This window comes from Streptomyces echinatus (assembly GCF_014203595.1).
GTDB lineage: Bacteria > Actinomycetota > Actinomycetes > Streptomycetales > Streptomycetaceae > Streptomyces > Streptomyces echinatus.
This window is the reverse complement of sequence record NZ_JACHJK010000040.1, coordinates 1-13,290: the sequence shown is the minus strand read 5'-3', so window position 1 is coordinate 13,290 and position 13,290 is coordinate 1. Positions and strand designations below refer to the sequence as shown.

Sequence of the window (13,290 nt, the reverse complement as noted above, 5' to 3'; positions counted from 1 at the left end):
GTCACCCTCGGCCATCGTCCACAGCAGCGGTCACCACCTGCTGGTCACGACCGCCGACGGCCGGGTCACCGCCCTGCATCTGGCGGGCGCGGCACCGGACGGCGGGAACCAGGAACTGATCCGGTACGGCTACACCGACGGCCATCTCACCGAGGTCGTGCAGTCCTCCGGCCGCCCGACCCGCTTCGGCTACGACGAAGACGGCCGCATCACCTCCTGGACCGACACCAACGACAGCCGCTTCACCTACGTCTACGACGACCAGGACCGCTGCACCCACCAGTCCGGCGCCGCCGGCCACCTCCGCTCCACCTTCACCTACGGGCCCGCCGACCCGGACAGCGGCGAGCACGCCACGACCATCACCGACTCACACGGCCACACCACCAGTTACCTGGTCAACCGCCGCTGCCAGGTCATCGCCGAGACGAACGCCCTCGGCGCGACCACGCACTACGTCCGCGACCGCTACAACCGCCTGCTCTCCACGACAGATCCCCTGGGCCACACGACCACATTCGAGTACGACGAGGCGGGCAACCTCACCCGGGCGATCCGCCCGGACGGCCGCGAGGCACGCGCGGAGTCCAACGACCTGGGCTTGCCCGTGAAGGTGGTGAACCCGGACGGCACGGTGATCCGCCAGACCTACGACGAACGGGGCAACCGCACCTCGGTCACGGACCCGGCGGGCCGGACCACCCGCTTCGCCTACACGCAGGCCGGGCACCTGACGTCGGTGACGGACCCGCTGGGCCACACGACGACGGTCGTGTGCGACCGCTCGGGCCTCCCCGTGGAGGTGACGGACCCGCTTGGCGCGAGCACGCGCTACGCGCGGAACGCCCTCGGCCTCCCGACCGCGATCACCGACCCCACCGGCGCCACGACCCTCCTCGAATGGTCACTCGAAGGCCGGCTGACCCGCCGCACGTCACCCGACGGCACGACGGAGACGTGGACGTACGACGGCGAGGGCAACTGCACCAGCCACACCGACCCGATCGGTGGCGTCACGCACTTCGAGTACACCCACTTCGACCTGCTCACCGCCCGCACCGGCCCGGACGGCGTCCGCTACGCATTCGACCACGACACGGAACTGCGCCTGACGAAGGTCACGAACCCGCAGGGCCTGACATGGACGTACGAATACGACGCGGCCGGCCGCCTGGCGACGGAGAAGGACTTCGACGACCGCACGCTGACGTACACGTACGACCCGGCCGGCCGCCTGGCCTCTCGACGGAACACGCTCGACGAGGTGACGTCCTTCGAGCGAAACGAACTCGGCCAAATCCTCAGCAAGGACACAGCAGGACACATCACCACATTCGCCTACGACCTGACCGATCAGCTGGCCCAAGCGACGGGCCCCGACGGCACCACTCTGACGCTCCTGCGGGACCGCCACGGCCGCCTGCGCTCGGAGACGGTCAACGGCCGCACGCTGAAGTTCACCTACGACGCGCTGGGCCGCCGCACGGGCCGGGTGACGCCGACCGGAGCCGAGACGACGTGGTCGTACGACGCGGCGGGCCGCCACACGGGCATGGTCGCGTCGGGCCGGCCGATCGACTTCACCTACGACGCGGCGGGCCGCGAACTGACCCGCCATGTCGGTGGCACAGTCGCCCTGGGCCACACCTTCGACGCACTGGGTCGCCTGACGACCCAGTCGGTGACCGGCGCCGGAGGCCGCGAGGTCCAGCACCGGAGCTACACCTACCGAGCCGACGGCAACCTGATCGGCATAGAGGACCGGCTCTCCGGCACCCGCCGCTTCGACCTGGACGCGACAGGCAGGGTGACGGCGGTCCACGCGGCCGGCTGGACGGAGCGGTACGCCTACGACGAGGCCGGCAACCAGACCCAGGCGACCTGGCCGACGGACCACCCGGGCGGCGAGGCGGTGGGCCCCCGCACCTACGCCGGCACGCGCATCACCCGGGCGGGCAACGTCCGCTACGAACACGACGCCCTGGGCCGCATCACCCTCCGCCAGAAGACCCGCCTCTCCCGCAAGCCGGACACCTGGCGCTACGAGTGGGACGCCGAGGACCGCCTCACCTCGGTCATCACCCCGGACGGCACCCGCTGGCGCTACACCTACGACCCCCTGGGCCGCCGCACATCAAAGCTCCGCATGGCCGGGGACGGCGAGACAGTGCGGGAGAGGGTGGACTTCACCTGGGACGGCACCACACTCTGCGAACAAACCACAACGTCCACCGACCTCCTCCACCCGGTCACCCTCACCTGGGACCACCAGGGCCTACGCCCCCTGACCCAAACGGAACGCATCACGGCAGCCGATGCACCACAGGAGGAGATCGACTCCCGCTTCTTCACCATCGTCACCGACCTGGTCGGCACCCCGAACGAACTCATCGACGAACAGGGCGAAATCGCCTGGCACACCCGCAGCACCCTGTGGGGCACAACGGCATGGGCAGCCAACAGCACCACCTACACCCCCCTACGCTTCCCAGGCCAGTACTACGACCCGGAAACCGGCCTCCACTACAACTACTTCCGCCACTACGACCCGGACACTGCCCGCTACCTCACACCCGACCCTCTCGGACTCGAACCCGCTCTCAATCCTGTCACCTATGTTGACAATCCGTGCACTTGGTCCGACTCACTGGGCCTTGCACCTGAGGCATGCCGTTCGTTGGGTTTGTCGCCGGCTGCGCAACGAGCGATCGAGAAGTTTGAGAACATAAAAAAGGATCCGCTCGGCGATGTAAACTCGCAGCCGAACCACAACCACTATAACGCTGCCCGCCGTGAGGCAAATGGGGAAGTGGTTGCCCGGAAAGCCGACGGAACACCTTTTGACCACATAGCAGAGCTGAAGCAGGCCCGGGATGGGCTCGACAGGTCAAGGAGGGTCCTCGAACGCGAGATCGAGACTCCCCCCGCAGGACTGACCGATCGAGGAATCAAAGTTTTGATCGCGAAACGCAAAGAATTGATCGGAGAACTCGACCGCCTCAATGGATTCCTGCATTCGATCGGCCATCGCACGTAGGCCGGGCAAGAGAGAAGGACTTATGCTTTCGAATTTTGTCGACCGTGACAGGTCCATCGAGCAATTGGAAGGAGAGCGGTGGCCTGATCCTCCGCAGGAGAGTACGACCTTGGTGCGCAGCGTCCATCAATTGCGACAGCGAGCCATCAAGGACCTCTCCGTGGAGGATCTACGGCGGCTGATCTCCCAGGACGTCGGACTTCACTGGCTTCTCCCGGTGGCCTTGGACTTCCTGCGCGAAACCGCACCGCAGGAGGCAGCAACCGGCTGGTACGACGACGACCTACTATCGGCAGTGCTGACACGTAGGGAATCTGTATGGAGGGACAACCCGCGCCTCGCACGTCACCTAGACGAGACGGTGCGCATGCTCACCGACCTCTCGTCGCACATTAAGCGAGAAGCGGACAGTTATCGAGCAACCCTGGCAGACCTGCTGTAAGGGCAGCAGGTCGACTGGCAAGAGCATGCCGTAGCAGCAGAAAGTAGTGACAGCCTCGCGTCTCTGCTGCGGCTACCTACCGCAATGACCGCCCTCATGGGTAACGAATTGCTACACGCTCAGCGGACCGGGGGGGGGGGGGGGGGCGGGGGCGGGGGGGGGGGGGGGGGGGGGGGGGGGGGGGGGGGGGGGGGGCGTGTGNNNNCCCTCATGGGTAACGAATTGCTACACGCTCAGCGGAACGCCCCCCCCCCCCCCCCCCCCCGGCTTATCGGGCGATCGCCGAGGGCGGCTGAACAGTGGCGGAAAATGGCGCGCACCTACTTACCGCTTTGCAAGGCGGATACAGTGGCTCCACATCCGACTTCGAGGACATCGTTCACCTCGCAGCCTCCGCTAAACGGGTGCGCCATGATGGACTACGATCTTCCCGCCGCCATCCCGGAAAGGCGAGGCCGACCACTTCGGCGGTGCATCGCTCACGCATGCCTTGCGCTGAGTTGCGTGCCCAGCGATAGTGACTATCCCGTTTGGGTGTACGTCTCCCTGTCGCAGATGAAATCGATAGGTTTCTCACCGCATGACTCGCCCGCACACACATAGTGGCAGATCTAGGCCAGCTGAGCACCAAGGATGCCGGAGGACTTCCGGCTCGCTCTGTTGGGCGTACTGGGGCGTCTGAAGGCCGACAAGTTCCACGAGTCCGCGGAAATCGGTCTGAGTGAAGTGCCCGTAGGATCGATCGATTATGTGGCGAGCCAGCCAGAGTTCTCAGCTTCTTCGATCAGCCCTGAAGACTTCGAGCGAGCGTGGCGAACCGCCTCGTGGTCGACGAGGAACGTTCCGGGATGGCGGTGATTGGCGGATTTGATCCACGCAGCGAGGTCTCCGGGCGGCCTCAGCCTTCATCTTTCCCACGCCACCTGGCACAAATCCGCCAATCGTCCCCGCTGCCACCGGTCGTTGGCCGCAAAGCCGGTCCGGCGTGCCGGCGAAGCGCGAGCGCGCACCCTCAGTCGGCGGCACTATGCAGCACGCCGAGGGCCCGGTGCCGGGCTGGGCCACCGCTGTTTCGGGCCGCTCGCTCGTTTCCTCTCCGTGCTGGAGTGAGCCGAGTCAAGGGTGGCCCGCAGGGCGATCGCCGCAGGCGACGCGCAGCGCCCTTACGCGGCCCGTGGAAGCCCGACACCGGCCGAGAGACGAGTGGCCCGACGGTCACCCGTTCACTCCCCGGCGAACAGTACCCCTGCGTCCTCGGCGTGCACCGCTCGCTGGGCCCAGGCCTCCAGCTGGTCCAGGTCCGTGCATGCCTCGACCCGCTCGCGGACGGCGTCGGGCACGGTGATGCCGCGCCACTCCAGGATGCGAAGTGTGATTTCCCGCCGATCCTGAACGCGTCCCTGCTCAAGCCCTTGTTCTCGCCCCTCCTCGCGCACCTGCTCCGCCAGTGGGTGTCGCCAGAAGTACTGGATCGCCGTCATCAGGTCCCTCCACATCTGCTTCGCCCGGGGCTCGGCCAGGCAGGAGTCGACGAACTGCACGAAGACCGCGGGAGCCTGCGGCCCACGCCCGTGTGTCATCGCCGACAGCACCGCAAGAGGTACGTCCCGTTCGGCCTGCCACTCATCCGCGATCACCGGGACGTTGTCCGGACCCAGCACCAGCGGACGCACCGTCAGCGAGTCCCAGCCCGCGAAACCGAGCCGGATCGGCCGCGAGGCCCACCTCGCCGTTGCGCTTCTCTGCGTGATCACGATGAGCACCGGTTCGCACCGGTACTTCTCGTACAGGTACGACAGGTAGTACGGCCAGCTGCCCCGCTTGCGCTCGTCCACCTTCCCCTGCGACTCCACCACCAGCAGGTACGTGCCCTCGTCCGTCTCCGCCCGCAGCAGCGTGTCCACCCGCCGCTCCACCGGTTCGATCTCGGTGAGGTCCACGTTCAGTGCCGCGACCTCCCTGGGTTCCGGGAACGGCACATGCAGCACCCGCTGTAACGCCCTCGTCAGCAGCGCCGGGTCCTTCTGGAAGATCCGGTGCAGCGCCTCGTGCGACGAGCCGACCATCAGCTCTCCTTTCCGTACGACGTGATCAACGAGCTACGCCGCCGCGAGTTCGCACCACACGAACTTCCCCCGGTCCCCGAAACGCGCCGACGGCTGCCAGCCCCACCCGTCGGCGCACGCCCGTACCAGCCCCAGGCCCCGTCCCTCTTCCCCCAGCCCTGCGACCTGGCCCAGCATTGGGGGCGGAGGAGGCGGTGCCGGGTCCGTGTCCCACGCCCCGATCCACACCACCCCCTCCCGGGTCCGGCGCACCCTCAGCGCCGCCGGCCCCTTCGTGTGCCGCACCGCGTTCGACACCAGCTCCGTCGCCAGCAGCTCCGCCGTGTCCACCAGCCCGATCAGCCCGTGCATCGTGAGAATCAGGCGCAGGGTGCGGCGGCACACGGTCACCGCTCTCAAGTCGTTCGGGATGTAGAGCGTGTAGTCCCAGGGCTCGTTTTCGGGCATGCGTCAACAACTCCGTTCGATGACAGGGGATTTCGAGCGTGCGGTGGCATTGCCGCGGGCGCCATGGCAGGGCGGCGAGGTGCACTTTCCGTGCGCAACCGGCACGTCGCCGACGGTAGACCTTAGAATTAAGGGTCAGCAAGCCGATCCCGTAATCTGACCCCGAACGGGTCACGACGGCACGTGCGTTGCAGCAAGGAGCACCGATGGGCACCAAGCGCGAACCCACCGCGCGGCAACTGCGGCTGGCCGTGGAACTGCGCAGGCTCCGCGAGGCGGCGGGGCTCAGCTCCCGGGAGGCAGCTGCGATGCTCGGCGTGAACTCCGTTCAGATCAGCCAGATCGAGGCCGGCACCTCAGGTGTCAGCGAGCAACGCCTGCGTCGCATGGCGGGCAACTATGCCTGCCCGGACCACGAGTTGATCGACGCCTTGGCCGCAGTCGCCTCCGATCGGACGCAGGGCTGGTGGGAGGAGTACCGGGGCCGGCTACCGACGCCCTTCCTCGATCTGCCCGAGCTGGAGCACCACGCCACTTACCGATGGGACGTGGAGTTCCTGCACGTTCCAGGGCTTCTCCAGACCGCCGATTACGCCCGGCGTCTCTTCTCCTACGTCAACCCGGAGTTCTCGGGCAGCGATGTGGACCTCTGGGTCGAGCACCGGATGAAGCGCAGGGGCATCATCGAGCGTGCGGATCCTGTCCCCTACGAGGCAGTGATCCACGAGGCTGCTCTGCGGATCAGGGTCGGGGACCGGCCCACGGCACGCGGTCAGCTCAACCGAGTCCTGGAGCTCTCCGAGTCCGACCACGTCACCGTGCGTGTCATCCCCTTCGACCTGGACGACTTCGGCGGAGCCGGAAGCGCCATGGTCTATGCGGGTGGTCCTGTGCCCAAGCTGGACACCGTTGTCCGTGACGGCCCGAACGGTCCCGTCTACATCGATGCCGAGGCCCAGCTCAGTCGATATCGAACGCTCTTCCGTAGGGTGGAGGCCGCGTCACTCGAACCTGGTCGCTCGCGTGACTTCATTCACCGCCTCGCGAAGGAGCTGTGAAACATGCTGACCCCCGGCACCTGGCAGAAGTCCTCCTTCTCGGGCGGCGGACAGGGAGACGCCTGCGTTGAGGTCGCGAAGGGCCCCACCCACATATCCGTCCGCGACTCAAAGGACCCGGCCAGAACCCCCCTCACCTTCCCCGCAGCCGCCTTCGCCCCCTTCCTTCAGGCCCTGAAGGACACCGGCACCTCCGGCCCCGGAGCGCACCGCGCGTCCTGAACCGAAGGTGCCTCCCGGCGCTCACCTCACCGGAGCAACACCCCCGCCCCCTCCACCACATCTCCCGACGGCACCGCCACCAGCCCCAGTTCGGTGCCGGAGGCGAGGAGGGGGTGGGTGGGGAGGATGCGGACCGTGTAGCCGTAGGGGCCCGTGCGGTCCAGGGAGAGGGGGCCCTCGTAGACGAGCCGGCCCTCGAGATCGGGCGTGCCGGTCGGCTTGAGGGGGACCACCGTCGCATCCGTGATGCGGTCCTCCGCGTCCACCCGGCCGGACACCGCCTGCACCTCCACGTCGTCCGGGCTCAGCTCGCCCAGGCCCACCCGGACCCGCAGGCCCACGGTGGTGCCCAGCTCCGCCGTCGCGGTCGTCGCGGTCGTCTCGACGTGGTCGACGCTCACCCCGGGCCAGGCACCCCGCACCCGGGCCTTCCACTCCGCCAGGTCCCGGGCGGTGTCCGGGGTCAGCGCGCGGTGCGCCTGGGCGGCGGGGGCGTAGAGCCGCTCGACGTACTCGCGGACCATGCGGCCGGCCAGCACCTTCGGGCCGAGCAGGGACAGGGTCTGGCGGACCATCTCGATCCAGCGGTCCGGCAGCTCGCCGCGCCCGCGCTCGTAGAAGCGCGGCGCGATCCGCTGTTCGAGAAGGTCGTACAGGGCCGCCGCCTCGATGTCGTCCCGGTGGTCGGGGTCCGTGCCGGCGCCGTCGGCGGTCGGGATGGCCCAGCCGAAGTCCGGCTGGAACCACTCGTCCCACCAGCCGTCCAGCACCGAGAGGTTGAGGCAGCCGTTGAGCGCCGCCTTCATCCCGCTCGTGCCGCACGCCTCCAGGGGCCGCAGCGGGTTGTTCAGCCAGACGTCACAGCCCGGGTAGAGCTTCTGCGCCATCGCCATGCCGTAGTCGGGCAGGAACACGATCCGGTGCCGCACGCGCGGGTCGTCGGTGAACCGCACCAGCTCCTGCACCAGCCGCTTGCCGCCGTCGTCCGCCGGGTGCGCCTTGCCCGCGACGACGATCTGCACCGGCCGCTCGGGGTGCAGCAGCAGCTCCATCAGCCGGTCCCGGTCACGCAGCATCAGCGTCAGCCGCTTGTACGACGGCACCCGGCGCGCGAACCCGATCGTCAGCACGTCCGGGTCCAGGACCCCGTCGATCCAGCCCAGCTCCGCGTTGCCGGCCCCGCGCTGCCGCCAGGACACGCGCAGCCGCTCCCGCACCTCCAGCACCAGCTGTTCGCGCAGGGTCCGGCGCAGCTCCCAGATCTCCTGGTCCGCGATGTCGGCGACCGCGTCCCACCGCTCGGAGCCGCCGACGGACAGCGCGTCCTCCGCCCGCTGGGCGCCGATCTGCCGGGCGCCGAGCCGCAGCACCTCCGGCGCCACCCAGGTCGGCGCGTGCACCCCGTTGGTCACGGAGGTGATCGGCACCTCCTCGGCGTCGAATCCCGGCCACAGCCCCGCGAACATGCCCCGGCTGACGTTCCCGTGCAGCAGCGACACCCCGTTGGCGCGCTGGGCCAGCCGGAGCCCCATCACCGCCATGTTGAACAGGTTCGGCTCGCCGCCCGGGTAGGTCTCCATGCCCAGCGCCAGGATCCGCTGGACGTCGATGCCGGGGAGTTCGGCGTCCCGGCCGAAGTGGCGGCCGACCAGTTCCCGGTCGAAGCGGTCGATGCCGGCCGGCACCGGGGTGTGCGTGGTGAACACCGTCCCGCCCCGGACGGCCTCCAGCGCCGAGTCGAAGTCCAGCCCCTCGTCGCACAGTTCGGCGATGCGCTCCAGGCCGAGGAACCCCGCGTGCCCCTCGTTGGTGTGGAACACCTCCGGCACCGGGTGACCGGTGAGCCGGCAGTAGGTCCGTACGGCCCGCACACCTCCTATGCCGAGCAGCATCTCCTGCAGCAGACGGTGTTCGCTGCCGCCGCCGTAGAGCCGGTCGGTCACCCCGCGCTCGCCGAAGTCGTTCTCCTCCACGTCGGAGTCGAGCAGCAGCAGTGGCACCCGGCCCACCCGGGCCAGCCAGATCCGGGCGCGCAGGGCCCTGGCGCCCGGCAGCGCGAGGGAGAGCCCGGCCGGGGTGCCGTCGGGTTCCTTCAGCTGGCCGAGCGGCAGTTCGTTGGGGTCGAGCACCGGATAGTGCTCCTGCTGCCAGCCGTCCCGGGAGAGGGTCTGCCGGAAGTACCCGTGGCGGTACAGCAGTCCGACCCCGATCAGCGGCACCCCGAGGTCGCTGGCCGCTTTCAGATGGTCGCCGGCGAGGATTCCGAGGCCGCCGGAGTACTGTGGGAGCGCGGCCGTGATGCCGAACTCCGGCGAGAAGTAGGCGACGGCGGCGGGCAGGCCGTCCGACTGGGACTGGTACCAGCGGTCGCCGGTCAGATAGTCGTCGAGGTCGTCGGCGACCGCGGTGAGACGGCGCAGGAACCGCCGGTCCCCGGCCAGCTCGGCCAGCCGCGCCGGCCGCACGCTGCCGAGCAGCCGCACCGGGTCACCGCCGGCCGCGGCCCAGGCCTCGGCGTCGACGGACTGGAACAGATCACGTGTTTCCGCATGCCAGGACCAGCGCAGATTGCGCGCCAGGTCACTCAGCGGCCGGAGGGGGTCGGGGAGAACGGGACGGACGGTGAACCGACGGATCGCCTTCACATTCCTACCTCGGGACGCGTTGCGGTGAGACGCACCGAGCTGTACGCCTCGTCGTCGCCTCCGACGGTAGTGGTTACCGCGCGGTCGGTGGGGACGTACCCGCCGGGGGTGTCGGAGGGGGCGTCAACGCCCGGCCACCGGGCACCTGGAGAAAGGGACCGGTCTTGTGTGTAGACATACGCGTGAGTAGTTAACAAAGTGCCGGATTGCCCACCCGAATCGGGTGGGAAGGCTCCTCCGGTACACACCCCACAGGCGCACCACAGCACTTCCGCAGGACCCACCTCCCCACATCCATCCGCCACACCCACGTTGAAGCGGACAGGAGCGGTCATGCCCGCCACGCACCACTCGTCAGCACCCCCGACAAGCAGCGCGACCAAGGCAGCAGGAAGGAAGACGACGGGCAGGAAAGGTGTGACGCCGGCCGGCGCCGCCGCCCCGTCCGCCGCCGGGGAGCGGTCCTCCCCCGACGCGGCCACCACCGTGGGCCGCATTCCCGTCCTCGACGTACGCCCCGTGGTCCAGCACGGCCGCAGGCCCGCCAAGGCCGTGACCGGGGAGTCCTTCGAGGTGTCGGCCACCGTGTTCCGGGAGGGCCACGACGCCGTCGCGGCGAACGTGGTGCTGCGGGACCCGGCGGGCCGGGCCGGGCCCTGGACGCCGATGCGGGAACTCGCCCCGGGCACCGACCGCTGGGGCGCCACCGTCACCGCGGGTGAACCCGGCCGCTGGACCTACACGGTGGAGGCCTGGTCGGACCCGCTCGCCACCTGGCGGCACCATGCCCGGATCAAGATCCCGGCAGGGATCGACAGCGATCTGGTCATGACGGAGGGCGCACAGCTGTACGAGCGTGCCGCCGCCGGGGTGCCGGAGGAACTGCGGCAGCCCGTCCTGGACGCGGTGGCGGCCCTGCGGGACGAGGACCGCCCGGCCGCCTGGCGGCTCGCCGCCGCCCTGTCTCCGGAGGTGGAGGGGCTGCTGGCCCGGTATCCGCTGCGGGAGCTGGTGACCGCCTCGGACGCGATGCCGCTGCTGGTGGAGCGCGAACGGGCCCTGTACGGCTCCTGGTACGAGTTCTTCCCCCGCTCCGAGGGCACCGCCGAGCGGCCGCACGGCACCTTCCGCACCGCCGCCCGCCGGCTGGAGCCGATCGCCGAGATGGGCTTCGACGTCGTCTACCTGCCCCCGATCCACCCGATCGGCACCACCTTCCGCAAGGGCCGCAACAACACCCTCACCGCCGGCCCCGACGACGTCGGCGTGCCCTGGGCCATCGGCGGCCCGGAGGGCGGCCACGACGCCGTCCACCCCGCCCTCGGCACGATCGAGGACTTCGACTTCTTCGTCGCCGAGGCGAACAGGCTGGGCCTGGAGATCGCGCTGGACTTCGCGCTGCAGTGCTCCCCGGACCACCCCTGGGTGCAGAAGCATCCGGAGTGGTTCCACCACCGCCCCGACGGGACGATCGCCTACGCGGAGAACCCGCCGAAGAAGTACCAGGACATCTATCCCATCGCCTTCGACGCCGACATGGACGGCCTGGTCACCGAGACCGTGCGGGTGCTGCGGCACTGGATGGGCCACGGGGTGCGGATCTTCCGGGTCGACAACCCGCACACCAAGCCGGTGGTGTTCTGGGAACGGGTCATCGCCGAGGTCAACCGCAGGGACCCGGACGTGATCTTCCTGGCCGAGGCGTTCACCCGCCCGGCGATGATGCACACCCTCGCGCAGACCGGGTTCCAGCAGTCGTACACGTACTTCACCTGGCGCAACACCAAGCAGGAGCTCACGGAGTACCTGACCGAGCTGTCGGGGGAGGCGGCGGCCTGGATGCGGCCGAACTTCTTCGCCAACACCCCCGACATCCTGCACGCCTACCTCCAGAACGGCGGACGGCCCGCCTTCGAGGTCCGCGCCGTCCTCGCCGCCACCCTCTCCCCCTCCTGGGGCGTCTACTCCGGCTACGAACTGTGCGAGAACACCCCGCTCCGCCAGGGGAGCGAGGAGTACCTCGACTCGGAGAAGTACCAGCTCAAACCCCGTGACTGGGCAGCCGCCGCACGCGAGGGCCGCACCATCGCGCCCCTCCTCACCCGGCTCAACACCATCCGCAGGCACAGCCCGGCCCTGCAACGGCTCCGTGGTGTGCACTTCCACCACACCGACAAGGACGCGGTGATCGCCTACTCGAAGCGGAGCGGATCGAACACGGTTCTGGTGGTCGTCAACCTCGACCCGCACAACACCCAGGAGGCCACGGTCTCGTTGGACATGCCGCAACTCGGCCTGGACTGGCACGAGTCCGTGCCGGTGCGCGACGAGCTCACCGGCGAGACCTACTACTGGGGCAGGGCCAACTATGTGCGCCTCGAGCCGGGTCATAGGCCCGCGCATGTCTGCACCGTCCTGCGACCGTCCACCCCGCAGATCGGAGGGTCACCCACAATATGATCGTCAATGAGCCCGTTCCGGACACCTTCGAGGACACTCCCGCCAAGGACCGGGACCCGGATTGGTTCAAACGCGCCGTCTTCTACGAGGTGCTGGTCCGCTCCTTCCAGGACAGCAACGGCGACGGCGTCGGCGACCTGAAGGGCCTGACCGCCAAACTCGACTATCTGCAGTGGCTCGGCGTGGACTGCCTGTGGCTGCCGCCGTTCTTCAAGTCCCCCCTGAGGGACGGCGGTTACGACGTGTCCGACTACACGGCCGTCCTCCCGGAGTTCGGTGACCTCGCCGACTTCGTGGAGTTCGTGGACGCCGCCCACCAGCGCGGCATGCGCGTCATCATCGACTTCGTCATGAACCACACCAGCGACCAGCACCCGTGGTTCCAGGAGTCGAGGCGGGATCCGGACGGTCCGTACGGCGACTACTACGTCTGGGCCGACGACGACAAGCAATACCAGGACGCCCGCATCATCTTCGTCGACACCGAGGTCTCCAACTGGACGTACGACCCGGTACGCAAGCAGTACTACTGGCACCGCTTCTTCTCGCACCAGCCGGATCTGAACTACGAGAACCCGGCGGTGCAGGAGGAGATGATCTCCGCGCTGAAGTTCTGGCTGGATCTCGGCATCGACGGGTTCCGGCTGGACGCGGTCCCCTACCTGTACCAGCGGGAGGGCACCAACTGCGAGAACCTGCCGGCGACCCACGAGTTCCTGCGGCGGGTGCGCAAGGAGATCGACGCCCAGTACCCCGACAAGGTGCTGCTCGCCGAGGCGAACCAGTGGCCCGAGGACGTCGTCGACTACTTCGGCGACTACTCCACCGGTGGCGACGAGTGCCACATGGCGTTCCACTTCCCCGTCATGCCGCGGATCTTCATGGCCGTACGGCGGGAATCCCGCTACCCGGT

The 13,290-nt window shown here is 68.7% G+C and carries 10 protein-coding genes; 7 read left to right on the top strand and 3 right to left on the bottom strand.

Annotated features, from left to right (window positions below; genetic code table 11):
- From FHS34_RS41680 to FHS34_RS44335, 3 genes are all read left to right on the top strand, one after another.
- Positions 1-3,037: polymorphic toxin type 28 domain-containing protein (locus FHS34_RS41680; RefSeq protein WP_184976127.1), on the top strand; the 3,037-nt coding region annotated here is incomplete at its 5' end.
- Complete coding sequence (locus tag FHS34_RS41675; protein ID WP_313149777.1) at positions 3,003-3,479, top strand: contact-dependent growth inhibition system immunity protein; 477 nt, start codon at positions 3,003-3,005, stop codon at positions 3,477-3,479. The genes FHS34_RS41680 and FHS34_RS41675, both read left to right, overlap by 35 nt.
- 633 nt (positions 3,480-4,112) lie before the next feature.
- Positions 4,113-4,337, top strand: coding sequence for a DUF6881 domain-containing protein (locus FHS34_RS44335; protein WP_372478661.1), 225 nt, complete (start codon positions 4,113-4,115; stop codon positions 4,335-4,337).
- A 365-nt stretch (positions 4,338-4,702) separates the two neighbouring features.
- Here FHS34_RS44335 and FHS34_RS41670 read toward each other — a convergent pair whose 3' ends face one another.
- Together FHS34_RS41670 and FHS34_RS41665 are read right to left on the bottom strand one after the other, a co-directional pair.
- A complete protein-coding gene (locus FHS34_RS41670; RefSeq protein ID WP_184976121.1) occupies positions 4,703-5,545 on the bottom strand; it encodes an RpnC/YadD family protein in 843 nt (280 codons plus the stop codon).
- Between the two features lie 33 nt (positions 5,546-5,578).
- A complete protein-coding gene (locus FHS34_RS41665; protein ID WP_184976119.1) occupies positions 5,579-5,992 on the bottom strand; it encodes an ATP-binding protein in 414 nt (137 codons plus the stop codon).
- A gap of 206 nt (positions 5,993-6,198) precedes the next feature.
- Between FHS34_RS41665 and FHS34_RS41660 the strand changes: the two genes are divergently transcribed.
- Positions 6,199-7,050 (top strand): helix-turn-helix domain-containing protein, encoded by an 852-nt coding sequence (locus FHS34_RS41660; protein ID WP_184976116.1) that lies wholly within the window; start codon positions 6,199-6,201, stop codon positions 7,048-7,050.
- 3 nt (positions 7,051-7,053) lie between these two features.
- Positions 7,054-7,272 carry a DUF397 domain-containing protein gene (locus FHS34_RS41655; protein ID WP_184976114.1) on the top strand — a complete coding sequence of 73 codons (219 nt, stop codon included), beginning with the start codon at positions 7,054-7,056 and terminating at the stop codon, positions 7,270-7,272.
- A 26-nt stretch (positions 7,273-7,298) separates the two neighbouring features.
- Here the strand turns inward: FHS34_RS41655 and FHS34_RS41650 are convergent, their stop codons facing one another.
- The gene (locus FHS34_RS41650; protein ID WP_184976111.1) at positions 7,299-9,917 is read right to left on the bottom strand and encodes a glycosyltransferase family 1 protein; all 2,619 of its coding nucleotides are present in this window, start codon (positions 9,915-9,917) and stop codon (positions 7,299-7,301) included.
- 333 nt (positions 9,918-10,250) lie between these two features.
- Between FHS34_RS41650 and FHS34_RS41645 the strand changes: the two genes are divergently transcribed.
- Positions 10,251-12,377 carry an alpha-1,4-glucan--maltose-1-phosphate maltosyltransferase gene (locus FHS34_RS41645; protein ID WP_184976108.1) on the top strand — a complete coding sequence of 709 codons (2,127 nt, stop codon included), beginning with the start codon at positions 10,251-10,253 and terminating at the stop codon, positions 12,375-12,377.
- Positions 12,374-13,290, top strand: a 917-nt coding sequence (locus FHS34_RS41640) for an alpha-amylase family glycosyl hydrolase (RefSeq protein ID WP_245002635.1), incomplete at its 3' end; no start/stop codon positions are given. The genes FHS34_RS41645 and FHS34_RS41640, both read left to right, overlap by 4 nt.